At 49.4% G+C, this 21,897-nt stretch carries 20 protein-coding genes, 1 tRNA gene and 2 pseudogenes; 5 read left to right on the top strand and 18 right to left on the bottom strand.

Annotation, left to right across the window (positions count from 1 at the left end; all coding sequences use genetic code 11):
- Positions 1 to 43 precede the first annotated feature (43 nt).
- Positions 44 to 463, top strand: coding sequence for an ATP synthase F1 subunit epsilon (gene atpC, locus AS151_RS19950; protein WP_071518826.1), 420 nt, complete (start codon positions 44 to 46; stop codon positions 461 to 463).
- Between the two features lie 17 nt (positions 464 to 480).
- On the opposite strand, the gene AS151_RS19945 is transcribed toward atpC, so the two are convergent.
- From AS151_RS19945 to AS151_RS19885, 14 genes and pseudogenes are all read right to left on the bottom strand, one after another.
- On the bottom strand, positions 481 to 780 hold the full coding sequence (locus AS151_RS19945) for a hypothetical protein (protein ID WP_071518825.1): 300 nt from the start codon (positions 778 to 780) through the stop codon (positions 481 to 483).
- A gap of 12 nt (positions 781 to 792) precedes the next feature.
- Positions 793 to 1,392 carry a DUF3177 family protein gene (locus AS151_RS19940; protein WP_071518824.1) on the bottom strand — a complete coding sequence of 200 codons (600 nt, stop codon included), beginning with the start codon at positions 1,390 to 1,392 and terminating at the stop codon, positions 793 to 795.
- A gap of 173 nt (positions 1,393 to 1,565) precedes the next feature.
- Positions 1,566 to 1,790, bottom strand: coding sequence for a Calvin cycle protein CP12 (locus AS151_RS19935; RefSeq protein WP_071518823.1), 225 nt, complete (start codon positions 1,788 to 1,790; stop codon positions 1,566 to 1,568).
- Between the two features lie 197 nt (positions 1,791 to 1,987).
- Positions 1,988 to 3,205 (bottom strand): hormogonium polysaccharide biosynthesis glycosyltransferase HpsP, encoded by a 1,218-nt coding sequence (gene hpsP, locus AS151_RS19930; RefSeq protein WP_071518822.1) that lies wholly within the window; start codon positions 3,203 to 3,205, stop codon positions 1,988 to 1,990.
- A 54-nt stretch (positions 3,206 to 3,259) separates the two neighbouring features.
- A complete protein-coding gene (proC, locus tag AS151_RS19925; RefSeq protein WP_071518821.1) occupies positions 3,260 to 4,066 on the bottom strand; it encodes a pyrroline-5-carboxylate reductase in 807 nt (268 codons plus the stop codon).
- A 51-nt stretch (positions 4,067 to 4,117) separates the two neighbouring features.
- Positions 4,118 to 4,759 (bottom strand): cell division protein SepF, encoded by a 642-nt coding sequence (locus AS151_RS19920; RefSeq protein WP_071518820.1) that lies wholly within the window; start codon positions 4,757 to 4,759, stop codon positions 4,118 to 4,120.
- A gap of 205 nt (positions 4,760 to 4,964) precedes the next feature.
- A complete protein-coding gene (locus tag AS151_RS19915) occupies positions 4,965 to 5,636 on the bottom strand; it encodes a YggS family pyridoxal phosphate-dependent enzyme (RefSeq protein WP_071518819.1) in 672 nt (223 codons plus the stop codon).
- 46 nt (positions 5,637 to 5,682) lie between these two features.
- Positions 5,683 to 5,964, bottom strand: coding sequence for a transcriptional coactivator PipX (locus AS151_RS19910; RefSeq protein WP_071518818.1), 282 nt, complete (start codon positions 5,962 to 5,964; stop codon positions 5,683 to 5,685).
- Positions 5,965 to 6,519: 555 nt separating this feature from the next.
- Positions 6,520 to 6,917 (bottom strand): annotated as a pseudogene (locus AS151_RS23295) (transposase); the annotation flags it as partial.
- Positions 6,918 to 7,299: 382 nt separating this feature from the next.
- Positions 7,300 to 7,821, bottom strand: a pseudogene (locus AS151_RS21070) (recombinase family protein).
- Positions 7,822 to 7,885: 64 nt separating this feature from the next.
- On the bottom strand, positions 7,886 to 9,337 hold the full coding sequence (locus tag AS151_RS19900) for an anthranilate synthase component I (protein WP_071518817.1): 1,452 nt from the start codon (positions 9,335 to 9,337) through the stop codon (positions 7,886 to 7,888).
- A gap of 84 nt (positions 9,338 to 9,421) precedes the next feature.
- Positions 9,422 to 10,336 carry an energy-coupling factor transporter transmembrane protein EcfT gene (locus tag AS151_RS19895; RefSeq protein ID WP_071518816.1) on the bottom strand — a complete coding sequence of 305 codons (915 nt, stop codon included), beginning with the start codon at positions 10,334 to 10,336 and terminating at the stop codon, positions 9,422 to 9,424.
- A 69-nt stretch (positions 10,337 to 10,405) separates the two neighbouring features.
- Positions 10,406 to 11,770, bottom strand: a complete 1,365-nt coding sequence (der, locus tag AS151_RS19890) for a ribosome biogenesis GTPase Der (protein ID WP_071518815.1) — start codon at positions 11,768 to 11,770, stop codon at positions 10,406 to 10,408.
- 89 nt (positions 11,771 to 11,859) lie between these two features.
- Positions 11,860 to 12,744, bottom strand: a complete 885-nt coding sequence (locus AS151_RS19885; protein ID WP_071518814.1) for a 4-hydroxybenzoate solanesyltransferase — start codon at positions 12,742 to 12,744, stop codon at positions 11,860 to 11,862.
- Positions 12,745 to 12,917: 173 nt separating this feature from the next.
- Between AS151_RS19885 and AS151_RS19880 the strand changes: the two genes are divergently transcribed.
- Positions 12,918 to 14,567, top strand: a complete 1,650-nt coding sequence (locus AS151_RS19880; protein WP_071518813.1) for a Ppx/GppA phosphatase family protein — start codon at positions 12,918 to 12,920, stop codon at positions 14,565 to 14,567.
- Between the two features lie 370 nt (positions 14,568 to 14,937).
- On the opposite strand, the gene AS151_RS19875 is transcribed toward AS151_RS19880, so the two are convergent.
- Together AS151_RS19875 and AS151_RS19870 are read right to left on the bottom strand one after the other, a co-directional pair.
- Positions 14,938 to 15,010: transfer RNA gene (locus AS151_RS19875), tRNA-Phe, on the bottom strand.
- A gap of 148 nt (positions 15,011 to 15,158) precedes the next feature.
- Entirely contained in the window at positions 15,159 to 15,632 is a 474-nt protein-coding gene (locus tag AS151_RS19870) for a PPC domain-containing protein (protein WP_071518812.1), read from the bottom strand.
- A gap of 183 nt (positions 15,633 to 15,815) precedes the next feature.
- Here AS151_RS19870 and AS151_RS19865 point away from each other — a divergent pair, with 183 nt between their 5' ends.
- A complete protein-coding gene (locus AS151_RS19865) occupies positions 15,816 to 18,296 on the top strand; it encodes a glycosyltransferase family 39 protein (protein WP_071518811.1) in 2,481 nt (826 codons plus the stop codon).
- Between the two features lie 512 nt (positions 18,297 to 18,808).
- Here AS151_RS19865 and AS151_RS19860 read toward each other — a convergent pair.
- Positions 18,809 to 19,642 carry an inositol monophosphatase family protein gene (locus AS151_RS19860; protein ID WP_071518810.1) on the bottom strand — a complete coding sequence of 278 codons (834 nt, stop codon included), beginning with the start codon at positions 19,640 to 19,642 and terminating at the stop codon, positions 18,809 to 18,811.
- A gap of 58 nt (positions 19,643 to 19,700) precedes the next feature.
- Positions 19,701 to 20,240, bottom strand: coding sequence for a thermonuclease family protein (locus AS151_RS19855; protein ID WP_071518809.1), 540 nt, complete (start codon positions 20,238 to 20,240; stop codon positions 19,701 to 19,703).
- Between the two features lie 98 nt (positions 20,241 to 20,338).
- Here AS151_RS19855 and AS151_RS19850 point away from each other — a divergent pair, with 98 nt between their 5' ends.
- Both AS151_RS19850 and AS151_RS19845 read left to right on the top strand, forming a co-directional pair.
- A complete protein-coding gene (locus AS151_RS19850; protein ID WP_071518808.1) occupies positions 20,339 to 20,998 on the top strand; it encodes a DUF721 domain-containing protein in 660 nt (219 codons plus the stop codon).
- Between the two features lie 442 nt (positions 20,999 to 21,440).
- Entirely contained in the window at positions 21,441 to 21,767 is a 327-nt protein-coding gene (locus tag AS151_RS19845; RefSeq protein WP_071518807.1) for a hypothetical protein, read from the top strand.
- The last annotated feature ends 130 nt before the right edge of the window (positions 21,768 to 21,897 follow it).

Below are 21,897 nucleotides of genomic sequence, written 5' to 3'. Positions count from 1 at the left end.
TTGTGGCTACCCATTCATTGATTTATAGAGTCAAAACAGAACTATGAGTTTACAGGTACGTGTCATTGCTCCAGACAGAACCGTTTGGGATTCGACAGCCGAGGAAATTGTGCTGCCCAGTACGACCGGGCAGTTGGGCATTTTGGGCGGTCACGCGCCTTTGCTAACGGCTTTGGATACGGGCGTAATGCGGGTACGTCCGGGCAAAGAAGATTGGATGTCATTTGCGATTGTGGGTGGCTTTGCGGAAGTGGAAAACGACGATGTGACCATTTTAGTCAATGCTGCCGAACCCGGTAGCGAAATCGATGCCACCAAGGCGGAAAGCGACTACAAAGAAGCACAAGCTCGCGTCCAAAAAGCTGAAAACAGCGGTACCCGTCAGGAAAAAATTCAAGCCAAGCAATCCTTGAAGCGGGCGCGCGCTCGCTTGCAGGCGGCTACCGGGAAAGCACCTGTTTAAATTTATTGAAAGCGGTTTTAAAAGCCAGCTTGCGAGAGCAAAGATTCCATGGCTTCCCAGGTTAACCCCCGTTGGATGTAGCGGGGGTTATTGGGTTCGTAGGGGCTGGCCATGCGGTCGATGGAGACGATGGTGGCGTTTTCGGGAATCACGGGAACTTCCGGGTCGTAGGCTGTGGGGCGCATCAACGAACTGGAAAAGCCTTTGAAGATGGTTACTTGGTCTTCTTCCCCTTCGATGTCTAGGGTAACGAGTAAGACTTCTTGGGGATTCTTTTCGGTGTAATTTTCCAGACGTTTTTCGGGTGTGGGTGACATAGAACCTTGGCCTTATGGGTTCGTGGTGTACCGACCTTGTTTGGTGAGGCGAAATACCAAAAAGTAGAGAAAATAAAGAGCGTAGATGGTGAGGGCAAACATGCCCAAAAAACCTAGAAACTGGGGCGTGTTGGCGCTGTGGAAGATTTCGCGATAGCGCCAGGGAACTTCCAGCCAAACGGTACAAGAGGGGGTTTCCAGGATGGCTTGAGTTTGCAGCAAGCTGCAGCGCAAAAAAGGCACCATGGCTAAGGTTCCCAGCAGGTGGTAAATGGTGGCTGCCCAACGCCAAGCCGAGAAAACCCATTTCAGTGGCGTAGCGGGTTGGTCCTGAATTTCTTCGTTGAGATCGACCCAAAACCACAAGCTCAGGGGAATCAGCAACCGCGCCAAGAAACCGCTGGCAAAGGCAAAGGGGAGGGCCCCCATAGCTAGGTATAGGCTAACAATGAGCAGGCTGGCAACGCGCCAGTAAATGGCGAGCAAACGCTGGATGGGGTCGTTGTTTTTGACCAGAGACCAAATCAGGAGAATCAGGGGAATGGCCATGGCAAATAACAAGGCCAGGCGAAAGTCCATCCATATGTAGGGTCGAAACCAAACTTCGTTCATGGGCAACGATGGGGGACTGGTACGATGGAGCGGCAAAAACAAGCAACGGCACCCGCAAAGTTCGGATGCCGATTGCTCGTTCTCGATTTGGTGGTGAGGAGCATAGCCTTTTTATTGTACAGGATTGAGGGTAAAAAAGGAAACAATCGCTTCCTTTTCCCCCTGCTTTGACGTTATTCGTCGTACACGCGACACTCGGCGGCCTCTGGATTGTCGTCGCAGTATTTTTCAAAGGAAGTTTTTTCGGGTTCGCTGGAGCGTTGGTGGGCAGCTTCGGCTTGCAGCTCTTCAACGGCATCCCAAGCGGCGGCACATTCTTCGGAAGTGTTGCCGGAAGTATCGCAAACTTCACGGGCTTGTTCTAGTTCTTGTTCGATTTGTTGGTTGAGGTCAGACATAGGAGCGCTTTCGCTTGTAACAACTGCTTCTGTTTTCTAGTATAGGGAATTTATTGGACTTCGACAGGCGCGGAACGGGAGAAAATTTCCGAACCCTTGGATCGGAAACCAACAACGAAATCCTTTTTAGGAATAACGTATATGGCGGGAAAACTGCAAATTTTTTGGGAAAATTTAAGCTTCTGCGGTGAATGGCGCTACCAGGGGCGATCGCGTTGGGAGGTTGTCTGCGAGGTGATGGCATCTTGATAAATCTGTTGGGTGGAAGCAGCGATCGCTTCCCAGCTAAAATGTTGGCGGGCATACACTCGTCCTTTCGCACCGCGCCAGTCGCATTCTTCGGGATGGGACAAAGCCTGGGTCAAAACATCGGTGGCTGCCAGCACATCGGCACTACTTACCCATCCGGCTTGCGCCTGTTCCACCTCTTCCCAAATATACACTCCGCGGGAAATAGCCACCGCCGTTCCCGCAGCCATGGCTTCCGCAACAGCAATACCAAAATTTTCGTAGTAGGAAAACAGGGCAAACACATCCGCCGCTTGCAACAAAGCCACCTTCAAATTCCCCCGCACAAACCCCGGCATAGTGGTTCGCTCTGCCAGTACCGAATGTTCCACCTGGCGGCGAATATTGTCTTCGTATTGGGGATCTTGGGGGTTGGACCCAGCCAAAACCAAATGAAAGTCCAAATCGCGCCGGCATAGTTCTTCCAAAGCCGGAATCAAAATATCCAAGCCTTTCTTTGGTTCGATCCGCGATAAAAACAAAACCAAAGGGCGATCGCTGGGAACCTGTAACTGCTGTTGGACAAATGCCCGCGGCTGTGCTGCCACATCCGGGTCCAGAGCAGGCAATTCCACCCCCAAAGGCACAATGGCATCAGTGGTGTTCGTGCCAAACCGACGGGACACCCGCGCCTCCTGGGCGGTGGTAAAATGCACTCTGGCTGCCCCTGCCAAATTCCCCCGTTCCAATCCCCAACCATACAATTGCTTGAGGAATTTTTTCTTGCGCAAATCCGCCGGGTCTAACGTTCCCAACGGGCGCAATACGTAGGGCAAACCGCGCCATCGCGCGACCTTAGCTGCCAAGGTACTCAACGGAGAAAACAGAGCATGGATGTGGGCAACATCAAAATCGCCAGCATGCTGCCACAACCAAGAAAGCAACTCCCCCGAAAATTTATAGCGACGCCAAGAACAGGGAAAATACCAAACCGTATAATCCCCTTCGCGCACGGGCACCCGTAAAGGCACATCTAAAGGCGGTTGACCGGCATCGCCATTGGCATTGGTAGTAACGATCGTTACATCAACCCCTTGTTGGGCTAGCGCCGAGGACAGCCCCAAAACCATTTGGCTGGGACCGCCGTACACCAGAGCAATAGAAGGAACGATTTGGAGAACGCGCATGGCTGGGTCAGGGATAGGGTGTTTGCAGGCTGCCAGCGTGGCCAAACGGTCTGGTTACTCGCCTTGGCCCAGTTCTTGAGAACGGCGGCAGGCCGCTTGCACGGCATCGATCGTGGCAGCGCGCAAACCAGCACGTTCCAGCTGGGCAATCCCAGTAATGGTGGTGCCACCGGGGCTGGTGACTTGGTTTTTCAGTTGGCAAGCATCCATGCCGGTTTCTTGCAGCAGCTGGGCAGTTCCCAAAACCGCTTGTACCGCCAGCTGGGAAGCGACAGAGCGCGGCAATCCAGCCGCAACGCCGCCGTCGGTCAGGGCTTCGATAAACACCGATACGTATCCCGGTCCCGAACCCGATACGCCGGTCACCGCATCCATTTGATATTCCGGTACGGTAACCACCTGACCCACCGCTTCTAAAATCCGACGTGCTATCTCCAGATGTTGGGATTGTACGGCTGCTCCAGGTGCGATCGCGGTCATACCGGCCCCTACGGTCGCTGGCGTATTGGGCATGGCGCGAATTACCGGTTGTTCGGGAAAGGCTGCCTCCAGGCGCGACAGGGGCATTCCTGCCAGCACCGACAGCACCAATTGATTTTTATGGCTCGGGGGTCCCAGCTGTGCCACCACTCGATCGAAAATTTGTGGCTTTACCGCCAGCAACAACACCTGTTGTGCTTGTTGGGCTGCTTCCCGATTGTTTTCTGTTACCCGCACGCCGTAGCGAGACGCCAGCTTTTCCCGTTTTTCTGCCGACGGGTCGCTAACCACCATCTCGCTGGGGGAATACACCTGTTGGTTAACCAGGCGGGAGACAATGGCTTCTGCCATCACCCCGCCTCCAATTGTGCCTAACTGCATGGGCTTCAATCGCCGTCCTATTTTCTGAGTGTTCGATATCCAGCAACGGTGCTATTGCACCATGCGGACCTGTTGGGAGGACCAAGGACCGCCCACGGCTCTGTTACCGGTTTGCTGGGCTTGCTGTTGGGCTTGATACTGCTGCATGGCTTCGTTGACTAAGCCGGTGGGAGTACTTACCTGAACGCAACTGGGGGTAAACAAGAAAATGCTCTCGCCAATGCGTTCTTGATGCCCGTCGAGGGCGTAGGTACCGCCGGCAATAAAATCAACTGCTCGCTGGGCTTGATCTGGGTCCATCAGGGTGAGGTTGAGGACCACGGATTTGCGTTCCCGCAAGGCTTGAATGGCTTGGGGCATTTCTTCAAAGGAACGGGGTTCGAGGACCATAACCTCGGAAATCCCGTTGGTCGCCCCCGGCATACCAATGACGTTGTTCATACTCGCTCCTCGTTGCGATTGCGACCGACCAATCCCACTTCTACTGGTTCCAGCTGCGTTTTCCCGCCAAGATTGGCGCAAATCCGGTTCCGAACTTGGCGGTGCCGGTGCTGGTTCTTCATCGGTAAAGGTTTCCCCTAGGGACGAGACCTGGTTTTGATAGGTCGGGTCCATTTCATCCTCGTACTCTTCCTCGTCGAGAGGTTCGTTGAGGCCAACAAAATCCCGTAGCTTCGTAAATACTGCTTTCACGGTTCAAACTCCATAACAACGAAACAGATATTGTTCGATTCACCCACCCTGGCAAACAACCAGCACGCGCACCCTATTTTTTATTGTTTCCTATGCAATCTTAAGATATTCATTACAGCAAATATGCCAATTTTCAACAAATTTATCGAAAATTATTGGCTTTTGATGAGGGAAAAGGGACATTTTTCTGGGCAACTGCCTGTTTCTAGGATACTGAATCGGCAAACAGAATGTGCCCCAGGCGGACCATGGTAGCCCCTGCTTCCACAGCCAAATGATAATCGGCGGACATGCCCATGGACAAATGTTTCATGCTGATGTGGGTGTAGTTTCTTTCGCGGATGGTCTGGGCTAATTCTGACAGCCGCTGAAAGGAGGCTCGCGTTTGCTCTTGGTTGAGTCCCTGGGGCAAGATGGTCATTAATCCCATGATTTGCAAGGAATGACACTGGTCCAATGCAGGCAAATGGGAAAGCAACTCGTCAATTTCCCAACCATATTTTTGTGGGTCGGGGCGGACCTTCACTTGCAAACATACCTGAGGGGTACGCCCCATTTCGGCGGCGAGTTTGTCCAAACGTTGGGCTAATTTAAGGCTATCAACGGAGTGAATCCAATCAAAATGTTCTATTGCTTTTTTGGCTTTATTGCTTTGTAAATGTCCGATCAAATGCCAGGTAATCCCTTCGAGATCGGCTAGGGCTTGTTGTTTGCGTTGGGCGTCTTGGACGCGGCTTTCTCCAAAATCGCGAATGCCAGCATGGTAAGCGGTGCGTATGGCTTGGGTGTCCACGTATTTGGTGACGGCAACCAACTGTACGTGGGGGGGCAGGGTTTGGCGAACTTGGGCAATGCGTTCGGTTGTAGATTGGCTCATAGGGCGCGTTTCGGCAAAGTGGCTGCGATGGACTTTGACGATGCGGTTATTGGAATGTTTGGTGGTAGATGGCTTGCAGTTGTTCGTACTCCTCCATTTTGCCCAGCCGGCGGAGCATGCGCAGGCGATTTTCTACCATAAAACGAGCATCGCCACGGGTAACGGGTTCAAAGCTTACCCTTCGATTCATTTTTCCCGAGTTTCCTGTTACTACAAAGAACAGACGCTGGGCGTAAAGGCTGGCAAAGAGTTCCTGGTCTTCTCCAACTTTACAAATCATGTAAAGCAGGCCAAAGGTGGGATGGTTGAGATAGCTTTCCGTATTCATGAAGCTTCATAACTTTTCTGCAATGCTAGAAGCAGAAATCCAAAAATGCGATGGAAATGTTCTGGCTGCCAAATTTCAAGGAATCGGAAAGTGGCAATCAATGTCCATAAAGGGAGGATTTTGTCAACTATTTCCTAGAAAATAATGGGTCGAGCGCAACCGAGAAAATCGATTCGATCGCGATCGCGGGGTTCGTTTGACAACAGCGATCGCCAAATAGCAACATACGAGCCGGAAAAACCTTCCTTTTTAATAGCCTCCTTTTTGTTGCTGTATCGAATTTTACGATTTTCCCAAATGGTCGCTAGGGTAGCAACTAGTTTAGCACGATTTGTCTTTGTTTCTAGGACAATGGGAAATCTTTACCGCACGTTTGAATAATGAATATGACATTAGCCCCCCACCCAATTTTTCATTGCCATTGGTTCTCGTTCTATCACCGTTCTGACAAACTTACACAAACTTAACCAAATCGGTTAAACTTGACGTTAATTTCCTGTTTCTTTCCCACCAGGGGCTTTTCCTAGATGCGACGGCGCAACCTAGTCCACGGGCTTACACGAGCGAACTACCCGCAAAAGCCCAATTAATACTTGCGTTCACATCTCGCTCGCAACGAAAGCCACAACTTTCGCAGTGAAAAGTTCTTTTTTACAAGGAGAGTTTTTCTTTTACTGTTCCACAGGTAGAACAAGTTGTAGAAGCAGGAAACCATCGGTCAACAATGATGAATTGAAAACTATATAACGGGCATTTGCACTCCAGTTAACGACGGAACTTGTAGAAGCCCATATCGGAGATTGCTTTAGCTAACTTTAATTAGCCAATATCCCCTTGACGTTTAAGTCTTTGATAACCATCTCACTGTGGTTCTTAGCAAGAAAAGTTGTTAATTTATGGTTGCCTATTTTTCGATGAAATCTAGGTATCTTCATCTGTGTTTCCTTCCAGTTCTTATACCATTTTCTTGATAATCTGCAAGAGATAATAGAGGCATTTTTTTAGGAGCGCAACGCGTGAGCGCCCCTACCAGGGCAATTGGCCAATTCCATACAATCGTTGTTTTTCAGAAATAGCATCATACCATAATTGAGGGGCGCATTTACTAACTTCATAATACTAAAGATTTTTGGGTTTACACCAAGCAACGAAAAGTTTATAAAACTCAATTGCGCTAGGGAATTTGAGTTTATTATTAGGATTTTTGGTTATAGTCAAGAATGAAGTTCGTTAATGAGAACCCTCATTTATCAGCATGAGGAGCCATTTCTGCATGTTGGGCACAAAGAATTTTCTGTTGATTATTAAGCTCTAGTTCAGTCTTAAAAGAGAGAATCATTTTAACTCTTTGGCTACCTCTTTTAGTTCTTGAATAATCTGTTTATTTCTGCCGAAAACACGGTTGTAATTTTTAGAACATCTTTAGTTAACTCCTCTTCAGAGGTTGAGTCTTCACTGTGGTTAATAATAACAACTTCTGTCCCAAAAACTTCATAAAGAGTAAAGATTAAATTACCACCTAATCTTAATAACCTGTATTTATGAATTAAGACTAATCATTCGACTTGATAGGAACAGATTAACTTAATTAATCTGTTTAATCCTTTCTGGGGATAATCAGCCCCAGCCCCCAAATCAGATATTAACTTGTAAGACCAACCATTTTTAGAACAGAAAGACTCTAATACAATTTCATATCTTTTCAAGTCTTCTTGTTGGCCATTACTACTAACACGACCGTAAGCAATAGTTCAATCGGACGGTTTGAATCCGTCTTTCAGACTCCCACCTACGAATAGTTCTTGTCGAAACACCTAAGAGTTCTGCTGCCTCAGAAACCGTAACCAAATTAGACATATATCCGTTAAATATGCTTACTTTTTCAAGTATAACATGCTTGATCCAAGATTTTGTTTGCTGTTCACAGCCCGATCGCCCAAGCACCATCCTTGGCGGGCAGCCACCGCAGGGCTTGCAGTTGGGCTTGGGCTTTGTGCAAACACTCTTGCCATTCTTTTTGGGGATCGCTATCGGCAACAATGCCAGCCCCCACCTGACCCCATACAGTGGCGGTGGTATTGTCGCTTTGTTCTTGGGGTAGCCACAATAGGGTGCGAATTAAAATATTGAGGTCCAAATGCCCCCGCCAGTCTAAATAACCGCAGGAACCGTAGAACAAATGGCGACGAACAGGTTCCAATTCGGCGATAATTTCCATGCAGCGAACTTTCGGACATCCGGTAATGGTTCCCCCGGGAAACATGGCTGCGATCGCATTCACCGCATCGCGATCGCTGGCCAAAATCCCCCGTACGTTGCTCACCAAATGCATTACATGGGAATAGCGTTCGATCGCCATCAACTCGTCTACCACCACCGATCCCCACTGGCAAACCCGCCCCAGGTCGTTGCGTTCCAAATCCACCAACATCACGTGTTCGGCGCGTTCTTTCACATTATTGTATAGCTGCCGGGCCAGTTGTTCGTCTTCGGCAGGGGTGCTTCCACGGGAACGGGTTCCGGCAATGGGGCGCGTTTGTACGGAATTGCCTGCAACCTGCACCAACCGTTCCGGCGAACAGCTCACAATACTTCCCCAAGGGGTTTGCCAGTAGCTAGCAAAGGGAGAAGGATTGATTTGTTGTAATGCCTGATAGGTTGCCCAACTGGAGGCCGAGGTTTGCGTCTCGAAGCGTAAAGATAAATTCGTTTGAAAAATATCGCCAGCTTGGATATATTGTTTCGCCCGAACCACCATGTCTGCGTATGCCTGTGCGGACATTTGCAGCTGCGGTTGGGTCGATGCTGCCGGAGATCCATCAACCACCAGGGATGATGTTGTAGATGCCAGGCGTGTTTCCATTGTATCCAAATCGCGATCGCGGGTAGCCGCCAACCAGAGACGCTGTTCGTAGTGGTCGGCAATGGCAAAACAGTCGGGTTCGTACCAATAAGCCACTGGAAACGGACTTGTTTCCTGATGCGGCGAGGGCAGCGATTCGATTTCCCATGCCAAATCGTAGCCCAACCATCCCAACCATCCCCCCAAAAAGGGCAGGGAACTTTCCTCCTTTGCCGCAGTTGTTCCAGATGCCGCGGTAGATAGCAAAAGCCGCAAAAACGGTAAAATCTCTCCTACTTCAGGGGTCCAAAATTGCCACTTGCCTTGCATCCAACGGGGCGATCCCGCACAAATGGAATACCGAGACAAATGCAGGGGTAATTCTCCTCGGTTTGCCGGACTTTCCAACAGCGTTGCGATCGCTTCTGGCGAGCCATCATTTGATTTTAAAAACAAGCGTGCAAAAACGTCCGAACCCGTACGATTTTCCAAAGGTAGCGATCGCCAATACCAACCTTGTAATGCCATCATGAAACTAACTTATTGATTTTTACTAACTATAGTTCGCCTCTGCATAGATTTTGGCTCCCATGCCCACAGACTTAGTACGCTTACCTAAGCCTCCCCACCCACTGCAAAACGCACGCCCCAAAAAGCAATCAAAACCGCCAAAGCCACCCAATCGCCGCGTCTTAGCCGCAATTGCGACCAGTAAACGCGATGTTTGTCGGGACTGGTAAACCCGCGTACCTGCATGGCACTGGCAATTTGTTCGGCACGCATGAGTAAATTTTCTAGCAAGCGTTCGGCAACAGTCAGCCAGACTTGAGCGCTGCCTTTCAATCCCAACTTCCGCCAATCAATGGCTCGCGTTTGTACGGAGCGAATCAAATTCTGAACTTCTTCCAGCACCAAAGGAATAAACCGTAAGGAAAGCGTCAAAGTTAAGTTCAGTTCGGTAACTGGAATCCGAAACCAACGCAGGGGACGCATTAAACTTTCCAAGCCTGCCGTAATTTCTTCTGGGGCTGTGGTTAGCAAATATAAATTGGTACTGTAAATGAGCGTAAACAAAAGACTGCTCAACCGCAATCCTAAATTGAGGGAGCGGCGGGTTACAGTTATCGGACCTTGCTGAAATAAGATATAGTTGTATTCCGTTGCCGGTGGCAGTTCCGCAGCTTCGCCGGTGGATGGGTCCAGTTGCCAAGCCAGTTCGGCATCGGGGAGACGGGGTTGGTAGGTGATGTTTAGCCCATCGGGTGCGATCGCGCTAAACAGCATCACCAAAAAGCATAACACCAACAGCCATCCCATTTGCTGCTTCCACACCCGCATGGGAATGGTAGCCAGAACAGTCAACAAAATTAACAGTACCACCAAACCCAGACGCCAGAGGGTAGAGGCTAAAACCGGAGCTAGCAAAAAGCCGATCAGCCACCCTAATTTGACCCTTGGGTCTAGTTGGTGCATCCAGGTAATGGGTTGTTCCAGATATAAACCTAAAGGAAGCGATCGCAGTAAATCCATTAGTTCGCTAGAGACATTTTACGGTGTAGGGGCGCAACGCGTTGCACCTCTACTGTGCCGAACCGTAGGCTAGACAGGAGTGGTTCGCCGTTGGTCGGTCGTACGTTCCACATCGCGGGGGCGTTTGGCGCGCCACAACAGTCGAATGGGCGTACTGGCAAATCCCAATTGTAAGCGAAACTGTTTTTCCATGTAACGTTTGTAATTTTCCTTAAAAAGTTTCGGATCGTTAACAAACAAAACCATGGTCGGCGGTGCCGTACTTACTTGGGTACCGTAGTAGATTTTCCCGGCTTTGCCCTGGCGGTTGGTGGGAGGGGTCTGCCACCTCACCGCCTCTTCAATAACTTCGTTGACCACAGCGGTAGGAACGCGGCGACTGTGTTCTGTAGCGGCACAATCCAGCAACTGCCAAATTTTGCTCACCCGCTTGCCAGTGAGGGCGCTAATGAAGATTTTTTCCGACCAGTCGATAAAATACAAGCGATCGCTGAGGTAGCTAAGATATTTATTAATTGTATGACTGTCTTTTTCCAACGCATCCCACTTATTGACCGCCAAAACACAAGCCTTTCCTTCGTCAATAATACGGTCGGCCAATTTTTGGTCCTGTTCGGTGACCCCATCCACCGCATCCAGAACCAACACCACCACCTGAGAACGGCGAATAGCACGGAAACTGCGGTTAATGCTGAAAAATTCCACGCCGTATTCCACCTTATTTTTCTTGCGAATGCCAGCGGTATCGATGAGGCGGTACATTTTGCCCTCCCGTTCCAACACCATATCCAAGCTATCGCGGGTGGTACCAGCAATGGGACTGACAATGGCGCGGCTGGTTTGGCTGAGGGCATTCAGCAAACTGGATTTGCCCACATTGGGGCGTCCCACAATCGCCACATTGGTTTCTTCCCGTTCTTCAATTTCGCTGGCTGGGGGCATATAGGGAATCACCGCATCCAGCAAATCTCCCGTACCAGTCCCATGCATGCCAGAAACCGGATAGGGATAGCCCAAGCCCAACTCCCAAAATTCGGCTGCTTGGGCAAAGCCAGTGGTTTCTGATTCGCATTTGTTTACCGCCAGAACCAGCGGTATATCTTGCTGGCGCAGCCAATTGGCCACTTCCAAATCAGCGGCAGTGGGACCTTCTTGACCGTTGACCACAAAAATAGCCGCGCAAGCTTCGCTGAGGGCAATTTGTGCTTGTTCGCGAATTAAAGGCAAAAATTCGCTATCATCATCAAATACCAAACCGCCGGTGTCTACAATCAAGAAATCTCGGTCTTGCCAAAAGGCAGGGCGGTAGGTGCGATCGCGGGTAATCCCCGGTTCGTCGTCTACAATGGCGAAACGATCGCTGGCAATGCGATTGACCAGCGTGGATTTGCCCACATTCGGGCGTCCAATCACAGCAACAACGGGAAGAGACATAGCAATACAAGTTTCTCTAAGCGCAAGTATCTATATGGATGATTGCAAGTAGGGGCAGCCAGTGGCCCCTACACCAAATGATGGTAAGTTTAGAGTAAATTTCCCAAAACGATACCAACAAGCAAAATAAAGCCGATTTGGACGTTCTGAGTAAAAATTTTACCGTATCGGTCCTGGGGGATTTCAGGTTGGGCGAGCTGCCAAGATTGGGTTGCCCACAAAATGACCGCTACTCCCCAGAGGGGCCAAAAAATCCAATGTAACCCCATAGAAACAGCGAAAAACGCCATTCCCATTGCCGTACCCGCAAAAAACACCCCCACTGCTTGCGGGGTATATTTCCCAAAAAATATGGCACTGGAGCGCACGCCAATACGCAGGTCGTCCTCGCGATCGCTCATAGCGTACACCGTATCAAATCCCAGGGTCCAACATATCGTACTGCCCCACAAGTACCAGGTGGGTGTTTCCACCGTACCGGTAGCAGCACTCCAACTAATCAATATCGCAAATCCCCAGGCAATAGCCAACACCAACTGGGGAAGGGGAAACACCCGCTTGGCGAGGGGATACAAAACAATCACGGGAACCGCAGCCACGCATAGGGCAAAACTGAACGTATTGAGGTACGTTGCCAAAATCGCGGCGCAAAGCATTCCCACCAAAGCTACAATCATACCAGTAGTGACGGAAAGGGCTTTGGAAGCAATGGGACGGGTTTTCGTCCGTTCCACGTAAGGGTCAATATCGCGGTCCCACAAGTCGTTAATCACGCAGCCGGTACCGCTGGTTGCGAGGGTTCCCAACACAATCACGCCCACCAACAGCCAATCTGGCGTCCCGCGGGCACCAGCAAAAACACCCCAGAGGGCAGGAACCATGAGAATCAAACGTCCGGTGGGTTTGTTCCACCGCAGCAGTCGCACAATTTGCAGCCAAGTGGGCTGGCTGGGGGATGAAGATGATGGAACCATAGGGCAGCATCTCGTCGTAAACTCTTTCCCTTTCTAAGATATCGTTAATGAAGGAGAGGGAAGGAATCCCTCAATCGCTTGGAGGGTCTGAAGAAGGGCACAGCCTTCCTGATGGGAATTTTTCTCCAAGTGATGGGAGATATCTAGTGTAGCTTTCGCAAACGCATATCAGAATGGTAGAAACAATTGGGCTCGTGCAAGCGCCTACGCCAGTTTGGCAAGAAAACCGCACGCTCGCGGCAATTGATTTGGGGACCAATTCCATTCACATGGTTTTGGCACAAATCGAACCTACTTTACCAAGCTTTTCGATTGTAGCGCGGGAAAAAGAAACTGTACGCCTGGGCGATCGCTGCTGGGAAACGGGAAAATTGCGGCCAGAAGTCGTAGAACGAGCGATCGCTTGTTTGGGACGCTTTCAAGAAATCGCCAAAAGTTACCATGCCGACCGCATCGTCGCCGTTGCCACCAGTGCGGTTCGCGAAGCCCCTAACGGTCGGGATTTTCTCCGCCAAATCGACAAACAGCTGGATCTGAAAGTCAATCTCATTTCCGGTCAAGAAGAAGCCCGCCGCATTTATTTGGGGGTTCTCTCAGCCATTGAGTTCGACCAAAAATCCCACGTGGTCATTGACATTGGCGGCGGCTCCACCGAATTGGTTTTGGGCGATGGTGGCGAACCGCGGGTTCTCAACAGTACCAAAGTAGGGGCAGTTCGTTTGACCTCAGAATTCGTCCACACCGACCCCATCAGCAACGAAGAATTTCACTACCTGCGGGCGTACATCCGCGGCATGTTGGAACGACCCGTCGAAGAAATTCGCACCCACCTCAACCCCCAAGAAGAACTGCGGATGGTGGGGACCTCAGGAACCATCGAAGCTGTGGCAGCGTTACATGCCCATCAAGTCTACGGCAGTGCCCCCAATCCCCTCAATGGCTATTCCATCGGGTTTAAGGGAATTCAAGAGATCGTCGATCGCTTGCGCAAGCTTCCCGTCAAACAGCGTGCAGAACTTCCAGGCATGTCGGAACGCCGGGCGGAAATTATTCTAGCCGGTGCCTTAATTTTAAAAGAAGCCATGGCTATGTTGGGGGTAGAAACCCTCACCATCTGCGATCGCGCCTTGCGGGAAGGGCTGATTGTCGATTGGATGCTCACCCACGGGTTGATTTCCGACCAGCTACGCTACCACAGTTCGGTACGTACCCGCAGCGTCTATAAAATTGCCAAAAAATACCATGTCAATCTCAACGCTAGCGAACGAATGGCCCAGTTTGCCCTGCGTTTGTTTGACAGCACCCAAGGCATCCTGCATCAGTGGCAAGCCGAGGAACGGGAACTGCTGTGGGCAGCAGCGGTTTTACACAATTGCGGCCTCTACATCAGCCATAACTCCCACCACAAACATTCTTACTATTTAATTCGCCACAGCGAACTATTTGGCTATACCGAAACCGAACTGGAAATTATTGCCAATTTAGCCCGTTACCACCGCAAAAGTCCTCCCAAAAAGAAACACGATAATTTCCGCAATCTCACCTCCAAAAAATACCGCCGTTTGGTCGCCCAACTATCGGCTTTGCTGCGGTTGGCTATTGCCCTCGACCGTCGTCAGTTGGGGGCTATTCGCGAAGTCACCTGCGCGTTTGACGAGAAAAACCAAATTTTGTACTTGCACCTCGAACCCACCCAACCCGATGATGACTGCGAGTTGGAAGTGTGGAGTTTAAACTACAAGAAAGAGGTGTTCGAGCAAGAATTTGGCTGGCAAATTGTTCCCAAATTGGAATCAACCCCCGCTCCTTTGGATAGAGGATAGACGGCGTGGTTGTAGTCGTGAAAATTCCCACTCTCTCGCATCCAGATGATGATATCTAGATAGGTTTGCCAGCAAACGCGCTTCTAATACCATTTCCTTAAAAATCTGCAAGGAATAATTGGGGGATTTTTGTAGGGGCGCAACGCGTGAGCGCCCCTACCAGGGAAATCGGAACATCTCAAAAAATCATTGTTTTTCAGAAATGGTATAACGCCCCTGACCAACAAATTTCAGACATCTTAGCCTCGAAAATCCCCCCTTTTCCAGGTTGGTGCCGAGCTTGCTCAAAAAGGGGGGGATGCTATCCCAACTTCCAGCTAGCAAAAAGGGCAGCCGTCAAAACTGCCCTTTCCTAGTATATTTTCAAATATGCCAGGACCCGGAATTGAACCGGGGACACGGGGATTTTCAGTCCCCTGCTCTACCGACTGAGCTATCCCGGCCTTTGCGCCTTTCTTTTTTAACGCTTTATTATCCTAGCAAGCGATCGCGGTCTTGGCAAGGCTTTTTGGAAAAAAATTTTGGCACGGGGGAAATATTGTTTGCCGAGTCGCCAAATCCCCCTCATTCAAGCAGCTTGAGCGATCGCTTCTAATTGTCAACGGGTTGGAGACGGGTTAATTTCAGCTGAAAATCCCCCATCCCCGTTTCGCCGAAAGAGCGAACTCGCACGATATATCTGCCAGCTTCCGAAATGCGAGCAAACAAGACAGAATCGGTACCGCCATCGGGACCATCGTCATTTTCGGCAATCGTAGAGCCATCGGCAGCAATCAACGATACAATCGGGTCAAAGCTGTCAGAAGACAGTTCGATGAGAATGTGGTCGTCTGCTTCCAATTCCACAACGTAATCCCGAGCAAAACCCCCTTGACCGGTGGGAATATCCTCGGCAGAAAGTGTATCGGTAACCTGATTGTTATCTGGTAGCTCAACTGGATCGTACAAAACTTCTTGGGCATTGGCTCTAGCAAAATGGGAACCCAACATCAAAGCTGTGGCTGGGAGAAATAAAGCTAGACGGGATAGATGGAAATGGAACGGATGAAAATCGGATTTTCTCATGTAGGAGCTGCAAAATTTAAAAACAATGGGGCCTCAATCTTCTGATAGCCTACTTTCTGGCTAGCCCTATTTAAATCGGGAGATTTTTTCGGTTCTGCTCTAGGCTACCACACCAATATGGTAGCTCCAACGGATGCTAGCAGGGTCACGGGAAGCAAGAAGCCGTAGCAAACAGTCGCTTTTATGGGAAAATCGCACAATCGGCGAGATTGGGTCATCTTAACAACCATTTGGCTGGTGGGGATAGCCAGCGATCGCTTGTGGTTTGCCCTCGATAATAGCGTTCCTTCCTGGGATGTGGCCGACTACCTCACCGGCAGCCTCAACTACTGGCAAGCGTTTCAAAATCCCCATTGGTTTTCTGGCGAATGGTGGCGGGATTTGTGGCTGCTCTCTTCCAAAATTCCCCCGTTTACCTATATGGTCACAGCTTTTTGCTACCAACTCGTGGGCACGGGAACCGACAACGCCACCCTGGTCTATATCTTTTTTAGCGCCATTTTAATGGTTTCTGTCTACGGCTTGGGCAGGCAATTGTTTTCCCGTCAGGTGGGTTTGCTGGCTGCCGGGATGTGTTGGTTGTTCCCCGGTTTGTACCAAGTTCGTCTAAATTTTCTTTTAGATTATCCAGTAACGGCGGTGGTGGCTGGCTGTTTCTTGATTCTAACCACCTGGAAATTTTCCCAAAATCGGCGGAATTCCTGGTGGCTAGCACTGGCATTGGCACTGGCGCTGGGAATTGCCTTGATGGTGAAACAAACCACGCTGTTATTTTTATTGATTCCTTTGCTGTGGGTCACCTTCAACCAGCTACGCCAGAAACATTGGGAACGATTTTTGCAAATCATTGTAGCAGCGATCGCGTCTGTTGGCGTATGGGGATGGTGGTACCGTACCAATTGGTTGCTGGTGCTAACCTCTAGCAAACGCGCCACCGTGGATGCTGCCGCTGCCGAATCCGACCCGCCGTTAGACAGCCTAGCCGCTTGGACTTATTACTGGCAAGATTTGCCCAATATCGTCTCTTGGGTGTTGCTGCTGGTACCGATTGTGGGATTGTTGCTTTACGGCTGGCGACCAAAACCCACTAATTCTGGCAAGCCGCAACGGGATAGTTGGATTTGGGTAGCGGTCTTTTTATTGGGTGCCTATTTTCTGAATACCCTCAATGTCAATAAAGACCCCAGATACGTACTGCCCTATTTACCAGTTTTATCGCTGGTTTTGGCCTATGGTTTCACTTGCTGGCGACAAATCTGGGTTCCCTATAGCGCGATCGCCATTTCCCTACTGCTCACCATTGGCAATACTTTCCCTATTGTAACCGGAGGATTTCCCCTATCAAGCGATCGCGTACAACATTTTCCCTACCTCGGACCTCCCTATCCCCACCAGGAACTCATTCGGGAAATTACCACCACCATTGCCCATTTACAAACAACTGTAGGCGTCCTGCCTTCCACCCCCAGTGTCAACCAACATAATATCAACTATTACGGAGCGCTTGCCGATTTTCAAGTATATGGCAGACAGGTAGGTGTCAAGGAAAACCAAGTTTTCCAGGATATGCAAGCATTGGATTGGTTTGTCACCAAAACTGGCAACCAAGGTTCTGTTCCCCCATCGCAAGCCACCATTACCCAACTGGTACGGGAAAATCCCAACTTCCAAAAACAGAAAAGCTGGAAACTTCCCGATGGCAGTCAATTGCAGCTCTATCGCCGCCAATCCCTTCCCATCAACGTCAAACCAGCATCACCAGCCTCGGATGCGCCACTTCAGTTGCAGCAGGTAACCGTTCCCAATAAAGTTCCTCCCAATCATTCTATTCCCGTTACTTACAAATGGTTGGGAACTGCCAAAGCTTTGCAAGAAGGATTGGTCTTGTTAACTTGGCGACGAGACAACGAAAGCTACTGGCTGCACGACCATGCTTTGGGAAACGGCAGATGGCACGATTTGGCGGTTGCTTGCTTGCCACTGCCAGATTCTCCAGTTAGCCGCGATGGGGGTTGTTGGTTCCAAGTGACAGAAAAAACTGCCATGCTGCCCTCGCCAAATGCCAGTGGAGAATATACCCTAGAAGCAACTTATCTCAACCGTCGTACGGGAGAAACCTATCCCTTGGCTGTGGATGGTGGTGTCAGCGTTACGGTTGATAGGAAAGCAGAACCGGTTATCGCACCAGCACCGGATTTGGTCAGTCAGTTGCGGGTTTTGGCATCGCGATTGCCTCGGGGAATGGCGGCTTTGGACGCTATTTTTACGGAAATTGCCCGCATGAATCAGTACGATCCTAACCAGGATTATACGGTTCACGCACGAGAAACGCTGCAATATCGACTGGAGGAAAATCCCCATCGGGTGGATTGGGCGTATGCGGTGGCATTTACTTATGTTTTGCAACGTAAAGCTACGGAAGCCATTGATGCTTTCCAGCGGGTGGTTCAGTTGGATGGAAACAATCCTTACGCTCGTGCCTATTTGGCTTTTGTCTATCTTTACGATTGGCAACCCCATGCTGCCGAACAAGCTTTGCAGCCGGCTTTGACTCAGGCACCCAATATGCCGGAACTCAAGGTACTGCGCGGTGTCGCGGCTTTGATGCAGGGAAATGTTTGGCAGGCTTGGCAGGATGCTCGGGCTTTGGAGGATTTATCGTAGAAGTAGTAGCGCGTCTATTCTAACTTGGTGGGTAAAGCGATGGTCTGAAGGACTGGTATCTTTGGCACCATCAGTTTTTAGTTTGGAAACAATCTAGCCATTATATGAACCACTATTTTCTAGTATTTCTAAAAAAAAACAATGATTTTCTGAAATCTTCTAATTGCCCTTGTAGGACGCAACACGCAATTAGGGGCGCTCACGCGTTGCGCCCCTACAAAAATACCCCGATTATTTATTGCAAATTTTTAAGAAATGGTAGGCATCTAGACGCACTGCTACAAAAGCATTTTTGCTTTATTTGGGGTGTATGTTTGAGGGGATTAATAGAAGCGGATTTGATCTACAATAAAAATATATTTTTGTTGTAGATCTATATTTAAGCTGCTGTAAATTCAAATTTTCTCGCCAAGGATAAAGATTTTTCAAGTTTCTAGTAATTTGGAGATGGTTTCTCACCTAGAAAACTGCTGCTGTTGAACGAACAATAGCAACAGCAGGTATTCTCTCGATTACTTATCTTTCGATTTTTGCCAAATGCGATCGGGTAAGGGTTCTACTTGTGCCAGTTCTTGGATGAGAGCAGGATGTAATTGACGGTTGGCAGCCACCAACCGTCCGGAAAATATATCCACTGGCGAACCATCGTAAGCTGTTACCTTGCCGCCAGCTGCTTCGACCAAAACTGTACCGGCGGTAATATCCCAAGGCGACAATCCCCGTTCCCAATAGCCATCCAAACGTCCGCAGGCTACGTAAGCCAAATCTACTGCCGCCGAACCGCCGCGACGGACGCCTTGAGTAAGATGGGTGAAGTGACAAAACTCAGCGTAGTTGTTATCTAAGGTTTCCCGGCGATCGTAGGCAAATCCCGTGACTAAGAGACTTTTTTCTAGTTTATCGGTACTCGATACGCGAATGGGTTGGCGGTTGAGGGTGGCTTCGATGCCTTTGGCGGCTCGAAATAGTTCGTTTTGCGCGGGAACAAAAACAGCTCCCACTTGGGGAATACCGTCAATTAATAAGCCAACGGAAGCGGAAAAGAGGGGATATTGGTGAGCATAGTTGGTGGTTCCGTCTAAAGGATCGATTGCCCACAAGTAGCGACTGGTTTGGGAACCTTGTTTTCCCGATTCTTCGGCTAAGAGTCCGTGGTCTGGAACGTGACGCTGCAAAACGTCCAAAATGACGGCTTCGGCGGCTTTATCGGCGGCTGTGATCAGGTCTCCAGAACGTCCTTTTTCGTTGATTTCTTCTAGTTTTCCCCAGTAGGATTGTAAGACGCCGCCGGCGGCTAACACGGCTTCGGTGGCAATATCGAGAAAGTTTTTTAGTTGTGCGCTCATGATTTTTTTCAGTCGCTATGAAATTGGGTGAGTTGGTCAGGATTTCCCCATGCCCAATTTATCGATTTTGACGGCGAAATTCTGCCGGTGTCTGACGCATGGGTTGTTCGGGATTCCAAATGCCACGCCCTAACAGTCTAGCTTGCTCCCGCGCATGGGTGAAGCGTTGTTGGTATTTGGTGTTGGGATATCGCGATACCGCGATCGCGTGTCCTTGTTGTAGCAGTTGTTCGTTGATGAGGGTACCATCAAGCCAGGCATAAGCCAACCATCGTTGGTATTTGTCTTCCCGTTGGCGGTCAAATTCCAATTGCAGGGTTTGTTCGCTGGCAAGTGCTTGCAGGTATTGTTTGGCGTTTGGACCCCACGGCAGTTGGCGTCTGGCTGGTGCATCCAAACCAATTAAGCGCACTCTTTTGGGGGAAGCGTTTTGGTTGCTATTTAAAGGCAGTACTTCTAGGGTTTGACCGCTAACGACGCGAACCACTCGCACTTGCATGGGGGTGGTGGCAGATTGGTTCGTACAAGCGGTTAGCCAGAGAAAAATCGTAATGGCGATGGTTGATAGCGCGATCTGAATTTGACGATTTGTGCCCATACCAGTTTTTTTCGCTAGAAACAATACCCTGAAAAACAGTTAAAATAGAAGGCTGGGTGGAGAAAATTCCGAAACGTTTCTAGTTTCTATTTGTCTCTATGTATTTTACTTCGGTTCGTCGCGTATTGAGCGGTTTGCAGGCAACGGATGTGTGGCAGGAAATTCGCGAGTGGAAAGTTTTGCTGGAGATTTGGCCGCGGGTCGTGGGCAAAACAGTGGCAGCCAAAACGCGCCCTTTACACGTACGGGGAGGTATTCTCACAGTGGCGGTTCCCAATGCCAGTTGGGCGCAAAATCTAACTTTTCAGCGCCGTCGTATTGTTAGTAAGTTGCAAAAGCAAGTCAGGCTTTCCATTCGCGATGTTCGCTTTTCTTCGCGAGATTGGTACGACGATCGCCAGTCTTGGCGTCCTGCTGATAGTGCGACATCTATTTTTCAAGCGCATCCCAGTTGGGTCGGTGGTGGGAAGAATTACCAGAATGTTCCTACTAGCGATCGCACTTCTGAAGCTGCCCCACCTCCCACTCAAAACTCCTCGGATGCTGTTTTGGCTTTTCAAAATTGGTCAAAAACCATACGCGATCGCACCCAATCTTGGTCGGTTTGCCCGCAATGCGGTTGTCCGGTACCGGCAGGGGAACTCCAACGTTGGTCGGTTTGTTCTATTTGTGCTTGCCGGCAGTTCGAGCAAAATTTGATGGCGAGTAGGGAAGAGAATGCGGCAGAAGAATCGCCCCAAGCAGATAGCCAAAACTAGTAATTTCCCTCAAAATTTGAGGGTCTTCATGATATAAATTATACGGGAATTGCAAGCGATCGCTATTAGAAATTATCAAATTATGGTTGAATTTCTATGCCTGCATCGTCGATCCCCATACCGTTTGCTGCAATATAAGTTTATATACTTAGGCAAAGAAAAGAAAAATTGAAATATAAAAAAAATATAAAATCTTGTCAGCAGGTTTTGACAATCTAAAAGAACGCTGTGTATGGTTTTGCCGTTTTTCTTCTCTTGCTGGCACACCTAATATCCTGTGCTAACTTCAAAGAAGATAGAAAACTAGTTAGCTGTTGCATTGAAGGCTCCTACACTTCGCTGTAGCAGCAAACAATTTTCTCGTGACAGATAACGAACTGCTAAACGCGATCGCATTATTCTGTCGCTTGTATGTTTGTTTCCTAAGAGAGGCAAAAAAGCCATGAACAGCCTGAAAAGCTCTACTTCCGCTTGTCGTCACTGCCGGTTCTATACGCCGGAAGGTAGGCGTGGAGGGCACTGCCAGCAGCTAGGTGTTCGAGTTGGTGGAAGCTGGACATCTTGTAGTTTAGCCCTACCAGCTTTTGCTCCTACCTGGGAATCTATAGATGCTGGTTGGCAATTGGTTGCTCGTGTTGGTTCTCAAAGAGCGTTTTTCCAAGCGAGTGACGATCGCACGAACGCCGAATCTACAAAAAGCGATCGCACAGCGGTCCCCGGAAAAACCAAAACCACAGAAACAGAAGCTGCTACATCAGTTACCATGTAGCGGTTTGACATTTTAGAAATTTGTTTTTAAAAACTATTGTTACCAGGACTAACCCAATCACTGGACAAAAAATGACATTCGTGTCGATTGCGTTCGGTTAGTCCAGCCTTGGTCTCGTAGCAGACTCCGT

This window comes from Geitlerinema sp. PCC 9228 (assembly GCF_001870905.1).
GTDB lineage: Bacteria > Cyanobacteriota > Cyanobacteriia > Cyanobacteriales > PCC-9228 > PCC-9228.
The sequence above is the reverse complement of the archived record's forward strand: the minus strand, read 5'-3'. Positions and strand labels throughout refer to the sequence as shown.

Bases quoted from the DNA above. Each gene is read 5' to 3' on its own strand.
- atpC (WP_071518826.1), top strand. From the start codon at position 44: ATGAGTTTACAGGTACGTGTCATTGCTCCAGACAGAACCGTTTGGGAT.
- AS151_RS19940 (WP_071518824.1), bottom strand. From the start codon at position 1,392: ATGAACGAAGTTTGGTTTCGACCCTACATATGGATGGACTTTCGCCTG.
- AS151_RS19855 (WP_071518809.1), bottom strand. From the start codon at position 20,240: ATGGGCACAAATCGTCAAATTCAGATCGCGCTATCAACCATCGCCATT.
- AS151_RS19870 (WP_071518812.1), bottom strand. From the start codon at position 15,632: ATGAGAAAATCCGATTTTCATCCGTTCCATTTCCATCTATCCCGTCTA.
- proC (WP_071518821.1), bottom strand. From the start codon at position 4,066: ATGCAGTTAGGCACAATTGGAGGCGGGGTGATGGCAGAAGCCATTGTC.
- AS151_RS19935 (WP_071518823.1), bottom strand. From the start codon at position 1,790: ATGTCTGACCTCAACCAACAAATCGAACAAGAACTAGAACAAGCCCGT.
- AS151_RS19900 (WP_071518817.1), bottom strand. From the start codon at position 9,337: ATGATGGCATTACAAGGTTGGTATTGGCGATCGCTACCTTTGGAAAAT.
- AS151_RS19895 (WP_071518816.1), bottom strand. From the start codon at position 10,336: ATGGATTTACTGCGATCGCTTCCTTTAGGTTTATATCTGGAACAACCC.
- AS151_RS19845 (WP_071518807.1), top strand. From the start codon at position 21,441: ATGAACAGCCTGAAAAGCTCTACTTCCGCTTGTCGTCACTGCCGGTTC.
- AS151_RS19865 (WP_071518811.1), top strand. From the start codon at position 15,816: ATGGGAAAATCGCACAATCGGCGAGATTGGGTCATCTTAACAACCATT.
- AS151_RS19850 (WP_071518808.1), top strand. From the start codon at position 20,339: ATGTATTTTACTTCGGTTCGTCGCGTATTGAGCGGTTTGCAGGCAACG.
- AS151_RS19885 (WP_071518814.1), bottom strand. From the start codon at position 12,744: ATGGTTCCATCATCTTCATCCCCCAGCCAGCCCACTTGGCTGCAAATT.
- AS151_RS19880 (WP_071518813.1), top strand. From the start codon at position 12,918: ATGGTAGAAACAATTGGGCTCGTGCAAGCGCCTACGCCAGTTTGGCAA.
- AS151_RS19860 (WP_071518810.1), bottom strand. From the start codon at position 19,642: ATGAGCGCACAACTAAAAAACTTTCTCGATATTGCCACCGAAGCCGTG.
- der (WP_071518815.1), bottom strand. From the start codon at position 11,770: ATGTCTCTTCCCGTTGTTGCTGTGATTGGACGCCCGAATGTGGGCAAA.
- AS151_RS19915 (WP_071518819.1), bottom strand. From the start codon at position 5,636: ATGAGCCAATCTACAACCGAACGCATTGCCCAAGTTCGCCAAACCCTG.
- AS151_RS19945 (WP_071518825.1), bottom strand. From the start codon at position 780: ATGTCACCCACACCCGAAAAACGTCTGGAAAATTACACCGAAAAGAAT.
- hpsP (WP_071518822.1), bottom strand. From the start codon at position 3,205: ATGCGCGTTCTCCAAATCGTTCCTTCTATTGCTCTGGTGTACGGCGGT.
- AS151_RS19910 (WP_071518818.1), bottom strand. From the start codon at position 5,964: ATGAATACGGAAAGCTATCTCAACCATCCCACCTTTGGCCTGCTTTAC.